This window comes from Chryseobacterium ureilyticum (assembly GCF_900156735.1).
GTDB classification, from domain to species: domain Bacteria; phylum Bacteroidota; class Bacteroidia; order Flavobacteriales; family Weeksellaceae; genus Chryseobacterium; species Chryseobacterium ureilyticum.
This window is the reverse complement of sequence record NZ_FTOL01000002.1, coordinates 653174-677204: the sequence shown is the minus strand read 5'-3', so window position 1 is coordinate 677204 and position 24031 is coordinate 653174. Positions and strand designations below refer to the sequence as shown.

Sequence of the window (24031 nt, the reverse complement as noted above, 5' to 3'; positions counted from 1 at the left end):
TTCACAAGCATTTAAACTTTCAAACCTTTCTTGTATCCTTTTTCTTCCAGCTCTGAGCATGTATATTCGTATACCTGCTGAAACATTTCGTCCATATATTTCTTATTGAAAAGACTGTACATAGTCATTTTAGGATGATCCAGAAATATATTGCAGTATTTTACCTTGGAGTATACAGATTTTGCAATAGCTAAGTGAAGAATTCTGTCAAATTCTTTCATCAGGCTTAGTTTTTTTAAGTCATCGTAGCTTATTGAATTGACGTGAGATGCGATCAGAAAATCACATTTATCCATGATCGGTTCAATAGGAAGGTTATCCAATACACCGCCATCTACATAGATTTTATCTCCCATTCTTACAGGTGGTAAAATAAAAGGGACACTGGAAGATGCAAGAAGAGGAGTGAAAAGCTCTCCTTCGGAAAAGAAATCAACAATGCCGTGAGTCATTTCTGTAGTAGCAACATATACTGGGATTTTTAGTATATTGAAATTGTCTTCAGGAAAATGATCTTTAAAAAGTTTTAAGATAAAATTAGAGCTGAAGATTCCGTTTTTTGATAGTTTTAAAGCTGATCTGGAAAAAAAAGAAGTTTGTTTTACAATCTCCATCATTTCGTCAGGTGTTTTCCCAAATGAGTAAAAAGCTCCAATAATAGAACCTGCGCTTGTGCCTGAAATAATATGTGGCTTCAGATTATATTCTTCCAGGGCTTTTAGAACGGCAATATGAGCAATTCCACGCATTCCTCCGCCTGAAAGTGTAAGACCGATAACCGGTGGTTTTTGTGGTTTCTTTTTTTTGAACGAGAATAAACCCATTGGAAAAATTATTCCTTACTAATATACAGGATTTTTATATAAACACTTGTTTAGTCCTTATGTGGTTCAGGAGCTTATAAAACCAACTTTTTAGGAAGATTGTGAAGAAGTTCTGTGTTGATAATTTCAGCGCAGATAGCCGGTTTTTCCCAATGTCCGTTATGTCCGCAATCCAAAATGTAAGATTTTATATTGGTTCTGTCCGGGAGATTTTTTATAGTGATATCTGTCTTAACGGCGTTGTCATGTTTTCCAGCTAATACCAGAATCTTTGCTTCAAGATTTTGCATGATGTGCTTTTTGTCGGTTCTTTCTACCATTCCTTTTACACAGGCTAGGGCTCCTAGATTATTAGTTGAAAGGGCTGTTTCCAATGCTGTTTCAATTTTCCCTTCCAGAATATCTCTTTCATTGGGATTGAACAGGTTCGGAATTCCTGCTCTTACATAATGAGCAAAGGCATCTTTAATTATTCTATAACTTTTGATGCGTTGTTGTTTCTTTTCTTCATCATCAGCGAAATATGTGGAGAAGAATAAGGTCAAGCTTTTTAAAGAATCAGGATATTTTTCCGCAAAAGCAAGGGAAGTATATCCACCCATAGAATGCCCCAATAGATGTATCTTTTCTAAATTCTGATGATCCAAAACTTTTTTTACTTCATCAGCCATAAGTTCCATAGTGTGAACTTCACTTAGGATTTCAGATTGTCCATGTCCGGGAAGATCTATTTTTAATAGCGTGAAGTCTTCAGAAAGATGAGGCTCCATGTCGCTCCAGATAGATAGATTCTCCATAAAGCCGTGAAGAAGTACCAGTGTTTCTTTTCCGTTTCCTTTTTTTTCAAAGTTCAGCATGATATCAATAGTATAAAAGGTTAGATGAATGCAATAAGATAATTCCGTTGAATTCTATTTTCAAATTTAAACAAAAAAGAAGAATTGTTCGTGAGGTGAATTAAATAAAAACAAAATGCATAAAGAAGGCTGTCTCAATCTTGAAACAGCCTTCTTTCTATTGAACTAACTCTTTATAAATTTTTGTTTCCCATGGCTTGATGTCTGTTACACCATAGCGTTCCTTTTTGGCAATAGCCAGGTTGTCCAGCATATCTACAAAATTCTTGTAGTTAGCTTCATCTGTCGGTTTTACAATTACAGTGAAGTTTTCAGGTACCGGAGCATTTTTATAAGCTTCAGAAATGATTTTCGAAATTTTTATTCCGCTGAAATCAGTTTCTTTAAGATTGGTTGTATTTAAATCTTTCGCATTGCTTTGATGGTAAAAAACACGATTATCTTTTCCCAGGATAAAGGTTACCTGATTCTTGTCTCCAATTACAGTGGTAGTAGGAGGATTAGGGTGGTGGTCCTTTGCCGGTAAACCAAGATCCATTACATTGGGTTTGGTAAAGTTTGTGGTAAACATAAAGAAGGTGATAAGGAGGAATCCTAAATCAACCATTGGTGTCATGTCTACTCTGATCAGCTTTTTCTTTTGTTTGCCGCCTTGTTTCTCTTGTGCAATTACTTCAGCCATAATTAATGTTTTTAAAATGTTAAACGGTATTTGATGAAAATAATAAAAACCCGATCGTGATTTTGAAGAATTGATGCAAAGTTTATACCTAAAATTTGAAAACATTAATAAAATTGCAATTTTGTTAAAGAATTACCCTTAAATGTTGTTAAAATCAATGCATTAAAAAAGCCTTACCAATGAATTGATAAGGCTTAAATTATTTTGATATAAAATCTATTTACTTTTTTTGAAGTAATTCACTCCACACTCTAAGAATTTTTTGAAGTCTTCCTTCGGCATGTATCCAGAAACAGGTGTGTTGATTACTTTTCCATCCGGTGTTATTAAAACGTAGTGAGGTTGTGAATTATTATTAAAATTAACCTGCTGGAATAAGCTCCATCTGTCCCCAATTGTTTTAACCTTTTTGATCTGTCCTTCCCCAAGATCGATTTTTGTTTTCTGATCTTCAGGAAGCTCTTCTTTGTCGTCAACATATAATGATGCAAGTACGACATCGTTTTGTAGGATAGGTAAAATATCGGGTTCACTCCATACAAACTCTTCCATTTTTCTACAGTTTTCACAACCGTAACCTGTAAAGTCAATTAAAATAGGTTTGTTTTCTTTTTTAGCAATCTCTATAGCATTGAAGAAATCATGCTCAGGATGCATTCCAAGAATTCCGTCTTTCTCATCGTGGAAATAACTTACGTTTAGTGGAGGTAAAATACCACTTAACAGCTGAAGTTTTGGACGATCGGATGGCATAAGTCCCTGAACTAAATAAATAACAAAACCGATTCCTAATGCTCCCAGAATTTTTCTTGTAATGGAAATTTTTGGTTTCTTATCATCGTGTGGGAACTTAATTAATCCGAATAAATATAAAGCTAAACCTAGCGCAATGATGATCCATATAGCAATGAAAAGTTCTCTTTTTAAGAAAAATGTTTTAGATACTAAGTCTGCTTTTGATAAGAATTTTAAAGCCAAAGCAAGTTCTACAAATCCTAAAACAACTTTTACCGTATTCATCCATCCTCCTGATTTTGGAAGACTTTGTAATGCCTGCGGGAATAACGCCAATAATCCAAAAACAATAGCCCATGCAAGACCGAATCCTGCTAATGCAAACGTTAACAACATAGGGACGTTAGATGAGCCTGTAACCGCACTTCCTAATAAACTTCCCAAAATAGGACCAGTACAAGAGAAAGAAACAATTACGAGAGTTAATGCCATAAAGAAGATTCCGATGATACCACCAGCTTCCTCAGCTCTTGATGATTTATTGGCAATAGAGCTCGGTAATGTAATATCATAATATCCGAAGAAACTTCCGGCAAAGAATATAAATATAATGAAGAATACAATGTTCAGCCATACGCTCGTGGAGATTTCATTGAAGATATTTCCTGCTATTCCATCAATAATATGAAAAGGAATACTTAATAAAACAAAGATCAAAAGAATAAAGAAACCATAAATAAGAGCATCTCTTTTACCTTTTGCTTTATCCTTGCTTCCCTTAGTAAAGAATGAAACCGTAAGCGGAATCATAGGGAAAACACACGGTGTCAATAAGGCAATTAAACCACCGATGAAACCTAGGAAAAGATAAGTCCAGTAGTTTTCGTCTACCTTCGTAGTCGCTGTTCCGCAATCTGTCAGTGGATTTTTGAAGTCCAGTGTTTCGATTTTAAGCTGTTTAGGATCTAATTTTGATGCCTCTGAAATAGTAGCTTCTGTTTTTGCAGGATTTTCAGTAACGGTTTCAATAGTTTTTACAGAATCCTTTGCTGGCTCTGTAGTTTCTTCTGTTACGGCTTCCTCAGTAGCTCCTTTTGGAGTTACTTTTTGATTAAACTCCAAGGTATTCGGAGCAAGACAAACTCTGTCATCACAAGTTTGGTAAGTGATTTCAGAGGTGACATCTGCTGGTTTTGTAGGATCTTTTAACTTGAATTTTTGCTTGAATCCCGCGGAGTTAGAGTAGTAAACAATAGTTCCTCCAAATGCCTCAGAAAACTCTTCATGCTTTTTTCCAACCTCAGAAAACTTTCCTATCAGTTCAATATTCTTTCCTGTAACCTTGTACTCAGTAGGAATTCCCGTGTCTTCAGGAAGGTCTTTGGAATAAATGTGCCAGCCACTTTCCATGGTAGCATTCAAAACAGCTTCATACTGATTGTTGCCAAGGTCGTTGATGGTGAATTTAAACTTTACAGGATTTTTTATCTGTGCATTAATCCCTGTCGCTAAAAATAGTAGAATTAATAAAAACCAATTTCTAAATTTCATTTTTCGTTTCATTAAAAATTTTGAGAACACATTCTGTTTTCTCATCCTTTGCGTATCTTCTATCCTGTCTGAGTGGCAGTACTCCAAGTACGGAATTCTCACTGTCAGTCAGTATCCAAATTTTTTGCCTCGCTAAAATAGATAATTTTTCGTCCCTAAAAAATTTAGAAACTTTCTTTTTTCCCGAAAAACCAGTCGGGTAAAACTCATCTCCGTCCTGTTGTTTTCTCAAACGCAGAGGAAATTGAAGTTTTTGAGCATTGAAATCCCATTCAAAATCTTTATAGATTCCTTCAATGTCTTCAATAGCAGTCTGAATATTGATTGTAGTTAACTTTTGTGAAAAATTAAAATCATTGATCAATACAAATTCATTCCTGATTTCTTGGTTTTCATTTTTAAGAGTTAAGATCAATTCATCACGATTAACCACTAACTGATACTCTTTGGAAAAAAAAGTACTGTTGTTTTCAGCCTTAAAAATTTTGGGAATTTCTTCTTCCTGATTAAATCCGAATTTCTTTAAAATTTCAAACTTGACAAAATCGCTTTCCTGCTCTAGTTTTTCCTTTGATAAGATTTTATAGTCTTTGTTAAATACGGTAAGCTTATTTTCTATCTGCTGAATCTGTTCCTGAACAAAATCCTTGGTTTGATTCAGATATGAAGAGCTTTTTTTGAAATTTTCCAGAAAATGATCATTGGTTTCCAACAATTTTGGAACAATTTCATTTCTTATCTTGTTCCTAAGGTAATCACTCTTTTTATTGGAGATATCTTCCCTGAATTCAATATTATTTTCCTCTGCAAACTGATAGATTTCCTGTTTTGAGAAATGTAAAAGAGGACGGAGTATATTATTGTCATTGGCTGGGATTCCACTCAATCCGTTGATTCCTGCTGCTTTTGAGAGGTTAATGATGAATGTTTCCAACTGATCATTCAGATGGTGAGCGGTGACCAAGAATTCAAGTTGTTCCTTTTCCTGAATTTCTTTGAAAAATTTATACCTAAGCTCTCTTGCCCAAAGCTGAATAGAATGCTCTGGTTTTTTATCTTTTTCAGAGACTTCATACAAATGGAATTTTATATGATTTTTCTCACAAAAGTCCTGAACTACTTTTTGATCAAGATCTGAGTCTTCACCACGAAGTTTATAATTAATATGAGCAACCTGAAATTCGGTTTCTGAATTTTTAATATTATCTCTGAAATCCAGAAATAAAGAGGTTAGAATCATAGAGTCGGCTCCCCCGCTAACGGCAAGAAGATAACTTTGATTTTCCGGTTGAGAAACTAGATTTTCTAGTTGATTTTTAAAGCTTGATTTTTCCAACATATCTGTTGAGAATTTCTTTTATGCAAAGATAACCGATATAATTCAATTGAATTTCCCTAACTTTGAGTAGTCTAAAAAAGATTACTTATGAAGATTTTAAAAATTTTAGCGGTTTCTGCAATGGCGTTGGGGATGACATCTTGTGTGAGCAAGAAGCAGTATGATGCCCTGAGCACAAACTATAAGCAGTGTATTGAAAATATTGGAGAAAGACAAAGAGAAATTCAGGATTTGAAATCTCAGAATTCTGCATTGACGGGTGAAAATAATTTATTGAAAAGTCAACATGATGCTTTGAAATCATCACTTGACGCTTGTCTTTCAAATACAGGAAAAAGCTCTGCTAACATTGATAAACTTGTAGGAGAAATCAATGCTTCTAATTCATATATCAAGCAATTGATTTCAAATAATGCTAAAAATGACAGTTTAAACCTTGCTTTGTCTAACAAGCTGAAGAGATCTTTGGATAATGTATCAGATGAAGATGTACAGGTAAAAGTATTGAAAGGTGTAGTAATGATCTCCCTTTCTGATAAAATGTTATACAAAACTGGAGATTACAATATTTTACCAGCTGCTCAGGAAGTACTAGGTAAAGTAGCTAAAGTAATCAATGATTACGATAAATATTCTGTCTTGATTGAAGGGAATACGGATAATGCTCCATTGAATTCAGTAAATCTACCGAGAGACAACTGGGATCTTTCTGCATTGAGAGGTACTTCTGTTGCTAAGGTTCTTCAGACACAGTTTGGAGTAGATCCGGCAAGAATTACAGCAGGTGGACGTTCTGAATATAATCCTAAAGCTACTAATATGAGTGTATCTGGTAGAGGAGAAAACAGAAGAACGGAAATTATCATTATGCCTAAACTGGATGAGTTTATGAAGCTGATGGATATTGCTCCAGCAAAGAAATAATTTATAAACTATACATAAAAAAATCCCGAAGAAATTCGGGATTTTTTTTTAATCAAATTAATTCTTCTTTCTTTAAAAGGGAAATAATTCGTTGCAAAAATGAATTGGATATTTCAGTCTTGGGTTTTCTTGCAGAAGAGCGCGTTTTACCTTTCGATAAGACGGCTTTTTGATTCTCATGGTTAATTGATTTTTCTCCTGCAATCATTTTGTTTCTCTTAGTGTTTTTACCCCTCTGATGTCTTTGCAAATTTATTACTAATACCCCGCAAATGGTATCCGTATTTTCCCGGTATTTCACATGAGGTTTTCCCCATTTTATAATTTAAATTTTGATTCTTGTATTAATAATTTATCTGTTTAAAGTAATTTGATTGATAAATTATTGTGTATATTTAATTCTCCATAAAAGGAAATAAATACAAAGAGGTCTCCGAAAATCTTATAGAGTAGGAAAACAAATCAAAATTATTACTATGAAAAATTTAACGAAACTTTCAAGAGGGCAAATGAAAAATGTACAAGGTGCTTCTCTAGACTGCAATCCTCAGATTATTTGTCAAAGAACAAGTGATTGCTGCCCGGGATGGGTATGTGGTACAAAAGGAGAGTATTGCATCGCTTACTAATTACTTTTTCTACATACAAGCAGATTGTCTTAAGAGAGGAATTCATTTCTCTCTTTTTTTGCCAAGTAGGGTAAAGATAAGGTGGTTAAAAGAAGTTTTAAAATGCGTAAATTTGTTTAAATAAAAAAAGATATGAGTTTTTTTGAAGAAAAGAATCCTGAAATGGATAGATATTTGGAGGCGCACGCTTCCTCAGAATCTGAAATTCTGAAAAAACTGAGAAGAGAAACCTATCAGAAAACAACACAACCCCATATGATCTCCGGATATCAGCAGGGAAGACTGTTAACGATCATTTCTCAAATGATGCAGCCTAAAAATGTACTGGAGATAGGAACTTTTACAGGGTATGCTACCTTGTGTCTTGCTTCTGGATTGGCAAAAGGCGGAAAAATTACGACTTTAGATGTCAATGAAGACCTTGCTTATCTGCCGAAGAAATACTTTGAATCCAGTGAATATGCCGATCAAATTGATTTCAGGCTTCAGGATGCAAAAGAGTATTTAAAGGAAACAGATGAGGTTTTTGATTTAATTTTTGTAGATGCTGACAAGGAAAACTATGCAGAATATTTCAGGTTAATAAAATCACATACAAAATCAGGGACGGTAGTGATGTTTGATAATGTTCTTTGGTACGGAAAAGTACTGGAGGAAAATCCAAAGTTAAAATCTACCCAATCTATCCAGGAATTGAATGATTTAGCAGCAAAAGACGACGATTTTGAAAATCTTATTCTACCTTTGCGGGATGGAGTAAATTTTCTGAGAAGAAAATAATTAAAGATTAAGAGATTTGGGAATTAAGATATATTATGATTTCCAAATCTTTTAGTTTCCTAATTTCTAAATAAATAAGATGAATAAAGGAATTTGTAATGTTACAGTAGCGCCGGTTCGTGCAGAAGGATCTGACAGAGCGGAAATTGTTACTGAAATATTGTTTGGAGAAAGTGCAGATATTTTAGAGGTTAATAAAAACTGGACTAAAATAAAAATGCATTATGACGGCTATGAAGGATGGATGGATACTAAACAGATCAAGCATGTAACGGATGAAGAACTTGCTAGCAGAAAAGTGACTCTCGTAACGGAGGATTTTTCTTCAGTATTGATGAATGATGGTAAAACGTTGCTTTCCATGGGTTCTGAAGTGGAGTTTCCTGTAGTCGCGTCAAGAAGAAGTCATGATGTAAGAGAAAGTATAGCACTCACAGCAAAAGAATTCCTTAATGTACCTTATTTATGGGGTGGTAAAAGCTTTTTTGCCGTAGACTGCTCCGGATTTACTCAGTTGGTATATAAAATACACAACATTAAACTACCTAGAGATTCTTCACAACAGGCTGAAGTGGGAGAGGCGCTTACTTTTGTGGAAGAAACACAACCTGGTGACCTTGCCTTCTTCGAAAACGCTGAAGGGAAAATTATTCACGTAGGAATTATGCTGGATAATCAAAAGATCATTCATGCATCAGGAAAGGTAAGAATTGATACTTTGGACTCTACAGGAATCTTTAATCAGGAAATGAATAAACATACTCATAAATTAAGAGTCCTTAAAAAGATTATTTAAAATATGAAAACTTCCGGTTTATTATTAATTGTAAATACTCTATTGCTCATTGTTATATGGGGTTTTACTGGATTTAAATACGCCGGATTACCTGAAATGATTCCTACTCATTTTGACTTTCACGGAAATGTAGATGGAGAATCTGGAAAGCAGACTATTTGGGTATTGCCATGTATTGCTACTTTTATCCATTTTCTGTTTATAAGAGCAACAAGAAACCCCAATTCACCATTATTAAATATTCCTGATAGTTTTCGTCGCTCGAAATTCCATAAGTTGTATATTTTTTCTTTACAACTTCCTGTAATGATCCTGTTTTTGGATATTATTGTTGAAAGTATCCGTATTGCAGAAGGAAAACAAAAAGAGCTTAGCAATACCGTTTTCTTTATTGTGGGATTAATGTTTGCAGTGATTGGGATAGGTCTTATAAAGTCTATTCGTGAAAGTTCCAGAAAACCTAATGATTAAATCAATCAGAAATTGAATTTATTATATAATATATTTGTCAGTCTTCTCATTTTTTGGATGAAGGTATTTTCATTGTTTAATGATAAAACTAAAAAGGGCGTCGAAGGAAGGAGGCAGTCCCTCGATAAAGTGAAATCTGCTTTTTCAAAAACGGATAAAGTTATTTGGATGCATGCTGCTAGTTTAGGAGAATATGAACAAGGTCTTCCTGTTCTAGAAAAGCTTAAAGAGAGATTTTCCGATCATAAAATTCTGGTAACATTCTTCTCTCCTTCAGGTTATGAAAATGTTGTTAAAAAGAAACATATTGCTGATGTAATCTGTTATCTCCCATTTGATAAAAAGACTACTGTAAAAGAATTTGTGTCACATTTTGATGTTAAACTATTTTTTACGGTTAAGTATGATTATTGGTATAATTTACTTACAGAACTTAAGGAGAAAGACGTTAAAATCTATGTGATTTCAGCCTTGTTCTACGAAAGTCAATCCTTTTTTACTTCTTACGGAAAATGGTTTGTGAAACAGCTACAAAGAAATGTAGACTGGTTTTTTCATCAGACACCATTTTCTCTTGCACTGGCAAAAAGTGTAGGACTGGTAAAGTCATCGGTGACGGGAGATACGAGGTTTGATAGAGTAAAACAGCTTCAGATTCGTGATAACCATGTAGATTATATTACAGATTTTATTAATGGTAATAAAGCTGTCGTGTTTGGCAGTTCATGGCAGGCTGAAGAGAAGATCGCGGAGATGGTTTCCCGAAAAAACAGCGCAATTAAAATAATTATTGCACCTCATGATCTTAAAAGAGTAGAGCATCTGAAAAATATTTTCCCCGATGCTCTATTGTACAGTGAATTGAAAGATTTTCAACCTTCAGTTTTTAATTCTCAACTTCTGATTATAGACAGCATAGGATTACTTTCAAAGCTATATTCTTACGCAGATATTGCTGTTGTAGGCGGTGGTTTTCATAGCGCCGGATTGCATAATATTCTGGAGGCTGCAACGTTTGGAGTTCCGGTGATCTTTGGTAATCATTATAAAAAGAACCCTGAAGCAGATGATCTTATTGCCGGAAATGGCGGTAAGTCTTTTGCAGATGAACATGAGGCGGCAGAATTTGTTTTATTTCTGGCAAATGAAGATAATGAGGAAGAGCTTGTCACAATGTCTCAGAATGCTAAGAATTTCATTGATGAGAAGCCCAATTCTACAGAAATGATTTTACAGAAAATTTTATCTTAAAAATCCCTGGCTTTTAATCTCCTTCATTGTCTGTTCAATATTATCTGGAATATTATCACATTCAAGCCAATTAAGATCTAATCCGTTATTAATACACAGTTTTTGAAGATAATTGTTCTCAGAAATTTTGTTTTGAGTTTCTCTGAAAAGCTCATCAATTTCCATCCAGTAATCTTCATCTAACTTCTTTACTAAGATCAATGATTTAAAAATCTTATTGATGATATAAAGGTAAAGCTTATATACATTATCAAACCTCTGTCTGCTAAGATCATTATTGTAATCTAAAATCTTATTGATCATCAGAAGATTCAGAGAAACATCTCCGAACTTGTCTGTTGTTATTTTTACGTGTTCCGTAATCTCAGCGCTTATTTTTCGGACTATAGTCAGAAAATATTTTGCATTTCCAATATACTTTGATGCTAAAAGAATTTTCTCTTCTACATTTTCTTCCATTGCATTTCTCTTATCATCGGTAGTTTCCGGATCAATAAGTTCAAAATACAGTTTTTTGGAAAGTAATTTATCCTTTCTCAGGAGTCTGAAGATCAGTTTATCCTTTTCAGTACTTGAAAAAGCACTCAAAGCTGCTTTAAACTCTTTTGAATACTCCATTAATTGAATATTTTTGAATATTTCATGAATCCGTTTAGTGCCCAATTAGCCGTGTAATAAAGTGATTTCAGTGTAGAGAATCCCATGAAGTCCTTATATACCAAGTATTGGTCTTTAATAATGTTTTTCTTTTTTCTGGAAACGCTGTTTTCGCGCATTCTGTACTTTGCCATTGTTTTATTAATAGGCATTCCTTCGGGGATTACTTTTAATAGGTTTAACCACATCACGTGGTCTTCACGTTTACTTTTTACAGGAAATAAAAACTTTCCGACCCTTTTGGTGTCATACATGGTGGAAACAGGGGCAAGACGGCAAGTCTTTAACAGGTTAGAGAATGTAACGACTTTATCCGCAAGAAAATCCTTAAGAATAGGCTGAAGCTGTTCATTACATCTTGAGTAATTACAATAGACAAGCTCAACCTGATGTTCTTCCATGTAACCTGTCATTGTTTCAATATATTCGGGATACCAATAATCATCCGAATCCAGAAAGGCTATATATCTTCCCTGGGCTCTTTCAAGACTTTTGTTTCTTGCATTTCCTGCACCTCCATTTTTCTCCAGCACATGAAGTTTTATCCTGGGGTCATTATATTTTTTGATGATTTCAACCGTGTTGTCCTTTGAAAGATCATCAGTGATCAGCCATTCCCAGTTTTCATAGGTTTGGTTCAGGACAGATGCTATCGTTTCTTCGATAAATTCTGCAGAATTATAACAGGGGGTGATGATGGAAACAAGGTCTTTCATTCGTGCGTTAAAATATATTTAAAATTATAAAAATCTTTTTTCATAAAGATGCCATGAAGCAATTCCTACACCAATTACTACAATCATACACACAAATCCCATGAAGAAAGGGTTGTAATTGGCAAAAAGCCCCAATGTAGCAAACACTCTGATGATGGGGAAGTGGAAGATATAAATTCCATAAGTGAAGTCTCCGTATTTTCCAAAATTATTCAGAAACTTAAATGAATAAGCAATATACAGAACAATAATGCTGATCATGATCGGAGAGAATAGTTTAATCTTTAAAATAAGATCCAGCCATACGGTGACAATAGCAATGATAAAAAGAATGTTCTTATGCTTAATAAATTTATCAAAATTAAAATACAGAAGCATTCCCCCAATGAAATAACATAGAGATCCGGGAAGTTGTCTTGAAATGGAAGCCTTTCCTGCCATTTCAAAATAATTGAGGAAAACCAATGAAAGAAAATATAATACAATCAGGCTGATGTTTCTGTATTTGTTATTTTTTCCAAATAATAAAAACATTAAAGGAACTGCCATATAGAAACACATTTCTATTTTCAATGTCCATAAAGCTCCGTTTACTGCTTGGTTACCAAATACTCCGGGTAGCCACGGAGCTTTAAAATTCAGAAATAGTGAATTCCAGAACAGGTATTTATACACCTGAGTGTTACTAAAGTATTCAGAAAAAGAAATAGTGCTGACTAAACTCAGCAGAATGGCGCAAAGAAAAACAACGAGCAGATAAGCGGGAACAATTCTGTTGAATCTTTTTTTTGCATAGCTTTTAAGGCTGGAAGATCTCTCATAACTCCTGGCAATCAGGAACCCACTTACAACGAAAAACGAAAAAACGGCAACTTCTACTGGGCTGTGCGTAAGAATAGTAAGCTGATCGGAGCCACTTAGTGCTCCCAAATGTCCTACAAAGACAATGAAGGCGAGGAGAACGCGGATGAAGTCAAAATTGTTTTTCGCTATATTTTGCATTTTTTTTCTTTCCTACAAAAATAACTTTTTTAATAAAATATAGTCTAATTGGACTATTCAATATTTGTTAAATAAAGGCAATATGGGCTCTTACTGTTTTAAAATATATATAAATAAAAGCTGATAAAATAATTTTTCACAAAAAATGGTGATATAAATCAAAAAAATTATAATTTTAGCGCTTGAAAAAATTAATCTATGAAGAAATTAGCACTACTGTTTTCAGGTTTATCATTATTGGTAGCCTCCGGATGCTCTACAAGTAACGATTTTGTCCAGGAAGCTCCACTTATTGGGCTTTGGAAACCGATAAAAGAAGTCGTAACTGTTGTAAAAGTAGATGAACAACCGGTTTCGGATGTGATTACTTATACAGATTGTCAGATGATGTCCAGATGGTGGTTCAGTAATGAAACTACAGGAAAGAGAATAGATGTGAAAGATCCTGCTGTTCCCGGTCCTTGTGATATTCAGCCGGATAGCAATTTCACCTACTCTTATGATAAAGATAGTAAAGCGGTAGTGATGAAAGTTCAGGGAACTGTAGAGCCTGTAAGTGCAAAAGTTGTTTCATTGGATGAAACTACCCTCAATCTGGCGATCAGAGAAGAAACCCAGGATCCGACTGTATTCAAAACAAGAACCTATACTTTTAAAAGAGTAAATCCTCAGCAGTAATAAGTGTACTTCAAGATATAAAAACAGGTCTCATCTTCGGGTGAGACTTTTTTTGTTAAGTAGTAAATTATAATTCATCATAAATTAAATTTTTATTTCTTTTAAAATCATTAATTTTGTGAATCTTGTTAAAAGAAAAACAATTAAATATTTAAAGTCTAACATATAATATATATATCAAGTGTTTTACGATCATCAGCAGATAGAAAAAAAGTGGCAGAAATACTGGGAGGAAAATCAAACCTATAAAACTTCCAATAACACAGATAAACCAAAATTTTATGTACTCGATATGTTTCCGTACCCATCAGGAGCGGGACTTCACGTAGGGCATCCACTGGGATACATTGCGTCAGACATCTATGCGAGATATAAAAGACACCAAGGGTTTAATGTGCTCCACCCGGTAGGATATGACAGCTTCGGGCTTCCTGCTGAACAGTATGCGATCCAGACAGGACAGCATCCGGCAATCACTACAGAACAAAATATCAACAGATACGAAGAGCAATTAAGAAAAATCGGGTTCTCTTTCGACTGGAGCAGAGAACTGAGAACTTCTGATGCTTCTTATTATAAATGGACACAATGGATCTTCATTGAGCTATATCATTCTTGGTATAATAAAAATACAGATAAGGCAGAATCTATTGAAACTTTGATCAAACATTTTGAAGAAAAAGGAACAGAAGGATTAAATGCCAATCAAAACGACGAATTAAATTTTACAGCAGAAGAGTGGGCTAACGCTTCAGCTATTGATAAAGAAGATATTCTTTTAAATTACCGTTTAGCTTACAGAGCTGAAACTACAGTGAACTGGTGCCCGGCACTAGGAACCGTTTTGGCAAATGATGAGATAAAAGACGGGAAATCTGAAAGAGGAGGATTCCCTGTATTCCAAAAGAAAATGATGCAGTGGAGTATGAGAATTTCTGCATACTCTGAAAGATTATTACAAGGTCTTTCTACATTAGACTGGCCACAGCCTTTGAAAGATTCTCAGGAATACTGGATCGGAAAATCTCAGGGAGCACAGGTTCAGTTCCAGGTAGAAGGTCATGATGAGGTTGTTGAAGTTTTCACAACAAGACCTGATACGATCTTTGGGGCAACCTTTATGGTACTGGCTCCGGAAAACCCATTAGTAGATACTATTACTACAGATGCTCAGAAAGTAGAAGTAGATACTTATATAGAAGAAACTTCCAAAAAATCCGAAAGAGACAGAATGTCTGACGTGAAAAACGTGAGTGGAGCTTTCACAGGAAGTTATGCGATCAATCCTTTCAGTGGAGAGAAAATGCCGATCTATATTTCAGATTATGTATTGATGGGATACGGAACAGGAGCTGTAATGGCTGTTCCTGCACATGACGAACGTGACCACAGATTTGCAAAGAAATTTAATTTAGAAATTAAAAAAGTAGTAGCTACAGAAGAAGACGTTCAGGAAAAAGCTTTTGACTCTAAAGACTCTGTTTGTGTAAACTCTGATTTCTTAAACGGATTAAATTATAATGATGCAAAATCAAAAATAATTACTGAGATTGAAACTAAGGGAATCGGTCACGGAACTACGAACTACAGACAACGTGATGCTATTTTCTCCAGACAACGTTATTGGGGAGAACCAGTTCCTGTATATTATAAGGAAGGGATGCCATATACGTTGCCAGTTTCTGCTTTACCATTGGAACTTCCTGAAGTTGAAAAATACTTACCTACAGAAGATGGAGATCCACCATTAGGAAATGCTAAAACATTTGCTTGGGATGAGGCAAACCAGAAAGTAGTAGCTACAGATTTAATTGATGATACAACAGTATTCCCATTAGAATTATCTACAATGCCGGGTTGGGCAGGAAGCTCATGGTATTTCCTTAGATATATGGATTCTCATAATGAAGGAGAATTCTGTGCAAAAGACCTTTCAGACTATTGGGGACAAGTCGACTTATATATAGGAGGTAGCGAGCATGCAACCGGACACTTATTATATTCACGTTTCTGGAATATGTTCTTAAAAGACAGAGGATACATCAATCATGATGAACCTTTCCAGAAATTGATCAACCAAGGGATGATCTTAGGGATGAGTGCATTTGTTTACAGAATTGACGGTACTAACCAATATGTATCTAAAAATCTTGCCAACGAATATCAGACTCAGCAGATTCACGTAGACGTATCCTTATTAAAAGGAACATCGGATGAATTGGATACTGAAGCTTTCAAAGCTTGGAGACCAGATTATGCAGATGCAGAATTTATTTTAGAAGATGGAAAATACATCACAGACCGTGAAGTAGAAAAAATGTCGAAGTCTAAATATAATGTTGTAAACCCTGATGATATCTGTGAAGAATACGGAGCAGACGGATTAAGATTATACGAAATGTTCTTAGGACCATTAGAGCAATCTAAGCCTTGGAATACACAAGGTCTTAGTGGAGTATATGGTTTCCTTAAGAAATTCTGGAACCTGTATTTTAATGGAGACGTATTTGAAGTTTCTGAAGAAGAACCTACAAAAGCAGAATATAAAGTATTACATACCTTAATAAAGAAAGTAGTTTACGATATTGAGAACTTCTCTTTCAATACTTCAGTATCATCATTTATGATCGCTGTAAACGAACTTCAAAAATTAAAATGTAACAAACGCAATATTTTAGAGCCGTTAGCCGTTATCATTTCTCCATATGCGCCTCACATCTGTGAAGAACTGTGGAGTTTATTAGGGCACGATACATCTATTGAATTTGAGAAATTCCCGGTGTTGAATGAAGAATATTTAGTAGAAGACGAAATTGAATATCCGGTAAGCGTAAATGGTAAAATGAAGTTCAAAATTTCGCTTTCAGCTCAATTATCTGCTAAGGAGGTAGAAGATTTGGTGATTTCTAATGAGAAAATGCAACAGATTTTGGAGGGTAAAACCCCTAAAAAAATCATTGTAGTCCCTCACCGTATTGTGAATATCGTAATTTAAAAAAAAATTAACATTGGGAAATTAAAAAAAATGAAGGTCTTATTTTTTTGATTTTTTAACTCAAATGTTAAATTTGAAAAAAATAAATAAAATATTTGCGAATAATTATAATATCAAAATCGTATTAAATTTTCTTTATTAAAAAAAAGCAAAATGTTTAATTCAGACTCTTGCATTTTAATTAATTTTGCCTTTAATTTACACCCTGTAAAATTTTAAAACAATATAATTTAGTTAAATATGGAAATGAATGTTTCAAAAAATGATGAGCAAGTAGTTGCTAGAAAGGCAGGAGGTTTAAATCCAGCTGTTATTATTCCTATTCTATTTGCTATAGGAGTATGTATTTATTTATTCGTTCTTGGTAGCCCAGGAAACTTTAAAGACGCAGACAAACTAGGAAGCGGATCTGTAGCTTTTTCAAGTATTGAAGGTAAAGACATTCACCCAGAGTCGTTTTTAGGTATTATCTACAAAGGAGGGATTATCGTACCAATCTTGATTACTTTCATGATTACTGTAATCGTTTTCTCTTTTGAAAGATATTTCGTTTTAGGGAAAGCTGCTGGAAAAGGAAACTTAGACAACTTCGTTGTACAAGTAAGAAGCTTACTAAACCAAAACAAAATTGACGAAGCTATCGAAGAGTGTGACAGACAACAAGGTTCTGTAGGTAACGTAGTAAAAGAAGGTCTTACTACTTACAAAGCACTTTCTCACGATACTACTTTAAATAAAGAGCAAAAAATGGTAGCGCTTAACAAAGCTATCGAAGAAGCTACAACTCTTGAGATGCCAATGCTTGAGAAAAACATGATGATCCTTTCTACTTTAGGTACAGTTGCAACGTTAGTAGCTCTACTTGGAACGGTAATCGGGATGATCAAGGCATTCTTCGCGTTAGGTTCAGGAGGTGGTACTCCAGATGCTGCTGCTCTATCTACAGGTATCTCTGAAGCCTTGATCAACACGGCATTAGGTATTGGTACTTCAGCTATCGCTATTATCCTTTATAACTTCTTTACTTCTAAAATTGATGGATTAACTTACAAGATCGACGAGATCTCTATGAGTATCCAACAATCTTTCGCTGAATTCAACTAAGAATTAGCAAGAAATTTGCATTAGCAATTAAAAGAAGTTTAATTAAAAATATTTTATAATAATGGCGAGAGTCAAACCAAAAAGACATGGAGTAATTACGGACATGACTGCAATGTGTGACGTTGCGTTCCTACTCCTTACGTTCTTTATCTTGACCACTCAGTTTAAAAAACCTGACGTGGAGCAGATCAAACCGCCATCTTCAATTTCGGAAAAATTGCTTCCTGATGCTAGTTTAATGACTATCAACGCTACTCCGGACGGAAAATTCTATTTCCAGCCAGTAGAAAACGCATCAGAAAGAGTTGCTCTTTTGGAAAAAATGGGACAAAAGTATGGAATTACTTTTGACAACAACCAAAAAGCTGCTTTCCAGAAAGTTCAGGCAATTGGAGTTCCAATGAACCAACTTAAAGGTTACTTGGATATGTCTGGAGATGAGCAGAAAAATTATAAGAGTCCTACAGGTATTCCTATGGACAGTACAAATAAGCAATTAATTGATTGGGTAAAAGAAAGTTTGAGCGTTAACCCTGACTACAAGTTAGCTATTAAAGGTGACGTTACTACTCAGTACCCTAAAGTTAAAAGCCTGTTTGAAGGTTTAAGAGATATTGATTTTCTTAAATTTTGGTTGATTACATCACAAGAAGGTAAACCTAACGAATAATATCGATAGAAATGGCAGAAGTACAAGTACAAGAAAAAGGCGGCAAGGGCGGCAAGGTCCGTTCCAAGAAGCAGAGTACCAGAGTCGATATGACTCCGATGGTGGACTTAGGTTTCCTATTGATTACCTTCTTTATGTTCACAACTACATTCAGTAAACCGAATGTTATGGATTTGGGTCTTCCGGCTAAACCAAAGGATAATATGCCGAAGCCACCTCCAACAGAAATTAAACTTTCTAACTCAATTTCTATCTTATTAGGAAAAGACAATAGAGTATTTTGGCACCAGCAGGATGCAACTTCCTTGAATGACCAGACTCTTATGGAAACTACTCTTGATAGAGAAGGAATCAGAAAAGTAATTCAGCAAGCAAAATCTAGAGCAGCAGATCAAAGTAAATTTACCGTGATCATTAAGCCAACTGATGATGCTGTATATAAGAACTTTGTAGATATTCTTGATGAAATGGCAATTACTAAGAGTGAGCAGTACGGTGTTACTGATATCAAGCCTTGGGAAAAAGCTGTTTATGAGAAGAAAGTAGGAGGTGCTGCTGCACCAGCTGCTACAAAGTAATTTAACCATAAAATTGTTATACTAATCTATGGCAGATGAAAATGTATACGGTCAGAAGCTTTCTTTAGACGAGATCGTATTTGAAAATAGAAACAAGGAATATGGTGCCTATGATCTTAGACATCAGTATCCGAGACTTTTAACAAAGTCTTTTATCATCGGAACAGCTTTATTCCTTTTGGCAGCTTTGTCTCCGTTCATCTATCTTACGATTAAAAATCTTACAGCTCCGCCTAAGCAAGAAGTAAAGGCAGATCTAGTAGATATTATCGAAGAAGATCCGATTATCGAGCAGCCTAAAGAGGAAGAACCACCTCCACCACCTCCACCTCCAAAAGAAGAGGAGAAAATTGAGGTGATTCAGAACGTAGTTCCTGAGCCTGTAAAAGCTCCGAAAATTGAAACTCCACCACCACCGATCTCTAAGCAGTTGGAAACTACAACTGGTTTACAGAATCAGGAGGGGGTAAAAGCTCCGGCTTACACACCACCACCGCCACCACCATCTACAGGTACTAAAGCTAGTACAGTAGAAGTGAAAGCGAATAACCCTAACGAAATCTACAAAGATGTAGACCAGTCAGCAGAATATCCTGGAGGTATGGGTGCGTTGAGAAAATTCTTAGGTGATAACTTCGATACTTCCCTAATGGAAGGAGGTGAAGGTACCCTTAAGACTAAACTTAAGTTCGTTGTAGAAAAAGACGGAACTGTTTCTAATGTTACGATTGAAGAGAAATCTCCAAACGGCGACTTCAACAGTGAAGCAATGCGTGTAGTTAAGAAACTTAAAAAGTGGACTCCTGCTAAGAGAAATGGAGAAAGCGTAAGATCTTACTATAGCGTACCATTTACTATGAACTTTGAATAAGACTTATTTATTCAAATTATAAATAAAAAGAGAAGCAGTTATGCTTCTCTTTTTTATTTTTTTTGGTATTTTTGTTACATGATGTTCAATTGGTTATCTCTCGTTACGGGATTGTTTTATATCGTTTTAGGAATTGTAGTAATTATCTATAAATTCTTCTTTACCATTTTGGAACCTGGTGTGGCTTACGCAATGGGTGGACTTTTAATTGTATATGGTATTTTTAGAATCTATAGAGCAGTTGCTAAAATCAAAAAATCGAAAGATGAAGAATAGTTTTAAAATTGCACTTGTCTTTATAATAAGTATTATCGTTACAGGATGCAAAAAAGAAGAAAAGACACCTTCTTATTACAAAGGAGATCTTACGATTTTTACTGACGAATCCTTTCAAAGTGTTACAGAAGCGCTAGCTGATGGTTATATGATCAACTATCCGGAAACACATATTAAAGTAGAGACTAAGAAAGAAGATTTAGGACTCCTTGATCTTTTAAAAGGAAATGCTAAGGTTGTTGTGATGTCCAGAAACCTTAATCCCGAAGAAATCAAAACTTACGAAGAAAGAACAGACTTGAAGTTTCTTCCTGCTAAATTTGCTGCAGACGCTGTAGTTTTTGTAGTTCCAAAAGACTCTCCTAAGGAAAGTATTACGATGGAAGAAATTAATAATGGGCTTTCATCAGATAATAAAGATTTTATTTTTGATGGAACAAATTCCAGTAATCTGAACTTTGTAGCAGAAAAATTAAAAAAGCAACCGAAAGACCTTAAATTTTCCATTATTCCGGGAAATCAGAAGATTGTAGAGGAATTAGGAAAATATCCTGATAAAATTGGAGTTATAGGACTTAATACATTCAGTCGTCCCTACGATAAAAATTCCGAAAAACTGAGAGATATGGTAAAGATTCTTCCTGTAGTAAACAATGGAAAATCATACACTGCAGATTTCGAAGGACTTCGTAGTATGGAATATCCGTTTACAAGAGTGCTTTATTTCCTTGCCAATGAAGGAAACTTCAATATCGCTAACGGATTTATCAGATTCTCATGTACTCACTTAGGACAAAAAATTGTTCAAAAAGAAGGTCTGCAGCCCTATAATATCTACAAGAGAGAAGTGCAGATGCGTTAATAAATTATTAAACTCACAATTTATCTCCACTAAAATTAATATTTTGGTCTGAAAATTGTGTAGAATATAACTCAATTATTAGAAAATATAAAATGAAAGATATAATGAATATGAATGTAAAGAAGATTGCTTTTGGAGCAGCTGTGGTATTTTTTACCGGTTTCGCCTCTGCACAGACATTGCAGGATGGTATTAATAGTATAGACAGTGATAAATTTGCTCAGGCAAAGACTAACTTCACTGATATGATCGCTAAAGAGCCTACTGCTGAAAACTACTTCTATTTAGGAAATACTTTCTTAAAGCAAGGAGAACCTGATTATGCTAAAGCCACTGAAAATTTCAACAAAGGTTTAGCAGCAGATGGAAAAAGCTATCTTAATAAAATTGGTTTAGCTACTGTAAAACTAGGTAAAGGTGATAAAAATGCTGTAGCTGAAATTCAGAAAGTAGTTACTGATTCAAGAGAAAAAGACGCTGAAGTATTGTTCAGAGCTGCTGAAGCTTTGACTTTATTTGAGAAAAACAGTTCACCTGACTTAGCTATCCAGTTCTTAACTAAAGCAATTGAAAAAGCTGAGAAAAAAGGAGTTCCTGCACATTACTATTATACATTAGGAGATGCTTACAGATTGAAAAGAGCTCCGGGAGAGGCTATGTCTGCTTATGACAAAGCATTGCCTGTAGCTAAAAATAAAGCTTCTGTATACACAAGAATGGCTACACTATGGATGGCTGCTCAGGTATGGCAGAAAGCTAAGGAAAGTGTAGATAAAGCGATTGCTGTAGACCCTACTTATGCGCCTGCATATAAAGCATTAGCTGGTTATGACATTAGATACCAACAAAATGCTAAGGCTACACAAGACCTTATCAACTATACAAAGTATGCTGATGAGGATCCATATACTCAATTAGAAATTGCAAAATTATACTTCACAAACGAAGATTATGCAAATTCTAAAACTGTATTAGATAAGATTTTTGATAAAATTGATGACCCTATTAAGTTCAAATTAAGAGCTTATCAGGCATATGCAGACAAAAACTATACTGATGCAAAACAAAACATGGACACTTTCGTTTCGCAGGCTGAAAAAACAAGAATCCAGCCAGCTGACCAAGGTTTACAAGGACTTATTGCTGCCGGATTAGCTAAAGACGAAAAAGATGCTGCTAAGAAATCAGCTTTAACTACTGAATCTCAACAAAAGATCGCTATTGCAAAAGCTGCAAAAGACGAAACAATGAAGTGGGATCTTGAATTAGCTAACATCGCAGGAGGTGGTGGTGCTTCTCAAGCAGAAGCAGATAAAGGACCTACTAACCCTGCTATTGATGCATTGAAAAAACAAGTTGCTGCTAACAGCCAGGATTCAGATGCTTTATTCAAGTTAGCTACAGCTTATCAGGATGTTAAAAACTGGAATGGAGCTATCCTTACATGGCAAAAAATGTCAGCTCTTCTTCCTGATTGGGCTCCTGCTTATTACAGTCAGGGATATTCTTACCAACAGGCAGGAAATAACGAAGCTGCAAAATTAGCTTACGAAAAATTCATCAGTACTGTAAAACCAGCTGATCAGGAAGCTAACAAGCAGACTCTAGCTTATGCTTACTTCGCAGTTGCTTATATGAACAAAGATTCTGATTTAGCAAAAGCTAAAGATTATGTTGCAAAATCTTTACAGTTAGATCCTACTTACCAGGATGCTGTAAAATTAAATGCAGAGATCAACAAATAATTTAAAATTTAAATTATAAATATTAAAACTTCCCATTCGTAATGTTTGGGAAGTTTTTATTTTAAACCTTATCTTTGATTATATGAAAACTGATATACTTGCTTTTGGAGCACATCCTGACGATGTAGAATTAGGATGTGGAGGAACTATTGCTAAAATGGTTTCAGAAGGAAAAAAATGTGTAGTGGTAGACCTTACCAGAGGAGAGCTTGGTACAAGAGGAACTGATGAGACAAGAAAAGTAGAAGCGGCTGATGCGGCAAAGATTCTCGGACTTTCCGCAAGAGAGAATCTGGGAATGAAAGATGGCTTCCTTGTAAATTCCGAAGAGTATCAAATGAGGATCGTAAAAATGATTCGCAAATACCGTCCGGAAATCGTCTTAGCCAATGCAATTGATGATAGACATCCAGATCATGCGAAAGGGGCGAAATTAGTATCCGATGCGTGCTTTTTGTCTGGGCTGAGAAAAATTGAAACTGTTTTAGAGGGAGAGGCTCAGGAAGTATGGAGACCCAAACATGTTTTTCATTATATTCAGTGGAAAGATATTAAACCGGAGTTCGTTATTGACATCTCAGAATTTCTTGACAAGAAGATTGCATCATGTATGGCTTATAAAACTCAATTTTATGACCCAACTTCTAAGGAACCTGAAACTCCAATTACCACAAAAGACTTTTATGAGAGCTTAACGTACCGTGCTCAGGATTTAGGGCGATTATCGGGAGTTGCTTATGCTGAGGGATTTACGTCAGAAAGATTAATTTCTTTGAAAAATTTTGATGGAATTGTTTGGTAGTTGAGGAATTTGTCCTATATTTGCACTCAGAAAACGGTGATTGTAGCTCAGTTGGTTAGAGCGTCGGATTGTGGTTCCGAAGGTCGGGGGTTCGAGACCCCTCATTCACCCAAAGAAAGTACACTTTTTGAAAGTGTACTTTTTTATTTTATTTCAATCTCAGGAAAAAATATATATCCTCTTTTATACTTTTCCAGATTATTTTTTATTGCTTTTTATTTGTATATCCTTTGTTG

At 34.9% G+C, this 24031-nt stretch carries 24 protein-coding genes and 1 tRNA gene; 17 read left to right on the top strand and 8 right to left on the bottom strand.

The features are described from left to right. Positions 1-11: 11 nt before the first annotated feature. The 5 genes from BW983_RS09305 to tilS form a co-directional block, all read right to left on the bottom strand. Positions 12-824, bottom strand: coding sequence for a patatin-like phospholipase family protein (locus BW983_RS09305; protein WP_076551688.1), 813 nt, complete (start codon positions 822-824; stop codon positions 12-14). Positions 825-898: 74 nt separating this feature from the next. Beyond that, the gene (locus tag BW983_RS09300; protein WP_076551687.1) at positions 899-1681 is read right to left on the bottom strand and encodes an alpha/beta fold hydrolase; all 783 of its coding nucleotides are present in this window, start codon (positions 1679-1681) and stop codon (positions 899-901) included. Between the two features lie 157 nt (positions 1682-1838). After that, on the bottom strand, positions 1839-2363 hold the full coding sequence (locus BW983_RS09295; RefSeq protein ID WP_076551686.1) for a biopolymer transporter ExbD: 525 nt from the start codon (positions 2361-2363) through the stop codon (positions 1839-1841). A gap of 216 nt (positions 2364-2579) precedes the next feature. Beyond that, positions 2580-4649 (bottom strand): protein-disulfide reductase DsbD family protein, encoded by a 2070-nt coding sequence (locus BW983_RS09290; protein WP_076551781.1) that lies wholly within the window; start codon positions 4647-4649, stop codon positions 2580-2582. After that, a complete protein-coding gene (gene tilS, locus BW983_RS09285) occupies positions 4639-5988 on the bottom strand; it encodes a tRNA lysidine(34) synthetase TilS (protein ID WP_076551685.1) in 1350 nt (449 codons plus the stop codon). The genes BW983_RS09290 and tilS overlap by 11 nt, the downstream gene beginning before the upstream one ends. Before the next feature lie 87 nt (positions 5989-6075). Between tilS and BW983_RS09280 the strand changes: the two genes are divergently transcribed. The 6 genes from BW983_RS09280 to BW983_RS09255 all read left to right on the top strand — a co-directional run bounded on the left by BW983_RS09280 (position 6076) and on the right by BW983_RS09255 (position 10839). Beyond that, positions 6076-6912 (top strand): OmpA family protein, encoded by an 837-nt coding sequence (locus BW983_RS09280; RefSeq protein ID WP_076551684.1) that lies wholly within the window; start codon positions 6076-6078, stop codon positions 6910-6912. 476 nt (positions 6913-7388) lie between these two features. After that, complete coding sequence (locus BW983_RS23840) at positions 7389-7541, top strand: CCPGW family putative bacteriocin (protein ID WP_139329250.1); 153 nt, start codon at positions 7389-7391, stop codon at positions 7539-7541. A gap of 132 nt (positions 7542-7673) precedes the next feature. Further along, on the top strand, positions 7674-8321 hold the full coding sequence (locus tag BW983_RS09270; RefSeq protein ID WP_076551682.1) for an O-methyltransferase: 648 nt from the start codon (positions 7674-7676) through the stop codon (positions 8319-8321). 79 nt (positions 8322-8400) lie between these two features. Continuing rightward, complete coding sequence (locus BW983_RS09265) at positions 8401-9117, top strand: C40 family peptidase (RefSeq protein WP_076551681.1); 717 nt, start codon at positions 8401-8403, stop codon at positions 9115-9117. 3 nt (positions 9118-9120) lie between these two features. Beyond that, complete coding sequence (locus BW983_RS09260) at positions 9121-9588, top strand: DUF1648 domain-containing protein (protein WP_076551680.1); 468 nt, start codon at positions 9121-9123, stop codon at positions 9586-9588. A 12-nt stretch (positions 9589-9600) separates the two neighbouring features. Further along, positions 9601-10839, top strand: a complete 1239-nt coding sequence (locus BW983_RS09255; RefSeq protein ID WP_139329249.1) for a 3-deoxy-D-manno-octulosonic acid transferase — start codon at positions 9601-9603, stop codon at positions 10837-10839. Here the strand turns inward: BW983_RS09255 and BW983_RS09250 are convergent. Genes BW983_RS09250 through BW983_RS09240 form a run of 3 tightly spaced genes read right to left on the bottom strand, consistent with a single transcriptional unit; the run spans position 10831 to position 13214 of the window. Beyond that, the gene (locus BW983_RS09250) at positions 10831-11457 is read right to left on the bottom strand and encodes a calponin homology domain-containing protein (protein ID WP_076551678.1); all 627 of its coding nucleotides are present in this window, start codon (positions 11455-11457) and stop codon (positions 10831-10833) included. The two genes, BW983_RS09255 and BW983_RS09250, sit on opposite strands and share 9 nt — an antisense overlap. After that, a complete protein-coding gene (locus tag BW983_RS09245) occupies positions 11457-12212 on the bottom strand; it encodes a glycosyltransferase family 2 protein (protein ID WP_076551677.1) in 756 nt (251 codons plus the stop codon). The genes BW983_RS09250 and BW983_RS09245 overlap by 1 nt, the downstream gene beginning before the upstream one ends. 24 nt (positions 12213-12236) lie before the next feature. Next, on the bottom strand, positions 12237-13214 hold the full coding sequence (locus tag BW983_RS09240; RefSeq protein WP_076551676.1) for an acyltransferase family protein: 978 nt from the start codon (positions 13212-13214) through the stop codon (positions 12237-12239). Positions 13215-13412: 198 nt separating this feature from the next. Between BW983_RS09240 and BW983_RS09235 the strand changes: the two genes are divergently transcribed. The 11 genes from BW983_RS09235 to BW983_RS09185 all read left to right on the top strand — a co-directional run bounded on the left by BW983_RS09235 (position 13413) and on the right by BW983_RS09185 (position 23906). Then, entirely contained in the window at positions 13413-13892 is a 480-nt protein-coding gene (locus tag BW983_RS09235; protein ID WP_076551675.1) for a lipocalin family protein, read from the top strand. Positions 13893-14073: 181 nt separating this feature from the next. After that, positions 14074-16887, top strand: coding sequence for a leucine--tRNA ligase (gene leuS / locus BW983_RS09230; protein WP_076551674.1), 2814 nt, complete (start codon positions 14074-14076; stop codon positions 16885-16887). 240 nt (positions 16888-17127) lie between these two features. Next, complete coding sequence (locus BW983_RS09225) at positions 17128-17991, top strand: MotA/TolQ/ExbB proton channel family protein (RefSeq protein ID WP_076551673.1); 864 nt, start codon at positions 17128-17130, stop codon at positions 17989-17991. Between the two features lie 61 nt (positions 17992-18052). Continuing rightward, a complete protein-coding gene (locus BW983_RS09220; RefSeq protein ID WP_065395314.1) occupies positions 18053-18661 on the top strand; it encodes an ExbD/TolR family protein in 609 nt (202 codons plus the stop codon). Positions 18662-18672: 11 nt separating this feature from the next. Then, complete coding sequence (locus BW983_RS09215; RefSeq protein ID WP_076551672.1) at positions 18673-19239, top strand: ExbD/TolR family protein; 567 nt, start codon at positions 18673-18675, stop codon at positions 19237-19239. A 28-nt stretch (positions 19240-19267) separates the two neighbouring features. Beyond that, positions 19268-20110, top strand: a complete 843-nt coding sequence (locus BW983_RS09210; RefSeq protein WP_076551671.1) for an energy transducer TonB — start codon at positions 19268-19270, stop codon at positions 20108-20110. 78 nt (positions 20111-20188) lie between these two features. Continuing rightward, positions 20189-20386 carry a DUF308 domain-containing protein gene (locus BW983_RS09205; protein WP_185116862.1) on the top strand — a complete coding sequence of 66 codons (198 nt, stop codon included), beginning with the start codon at positions 20189-20191 and terminating at the stop codon, positions 20384-20386. After that, positions 20376-21248 carry a PstS family phosphate ABC transporter substrate-binding protein gene (locus tag BW983_RS09200; protein WP_076551669.1) on the top strand — a complete coding sequence of 291 codons (873 nt, stop codon included), beginning with the start codon at positions 20376-20378 and terminating at the stop codon, positions 21246-21248. The genes BW983_RS09205 and BW983_RS09200 overlap by 11 nt, the downstream gene beginning before the upstream one ends. Before the next feature lie 92 nt (positions 21249-21340). Next, positions 21341-22993, top strand: coding sequence for a tetratricopeptide repeat protein (locus BW983_RS09195; RefSeq protein ID WP_076551668.1), 1653 nt, complete (start codon positions 21341-21343; stop codon positions 22991-22993). An 82-nt stretch (positions 22994-23075) separates the two neighbouring features. Beyond that, positions 23076-23795, top strand: coding sequence for a bacillithiol biosynthesis deacetylase BshB1 (gene bshB1, locus BW983_RS09190; RefSeq protein WP_076551667.1), 720 nt, complete (start codon positions 23076-23078; stop codon positions 23793-23795). Positions 23796-23830: 35 nt separating this feature from the next. Continuing rightward, a tRNA-His gene (locus BW983_RS09185) sits at positions 23831-23906 on the top strand. Positions 23907-24031: the final 125 nt, after the last annotated feature.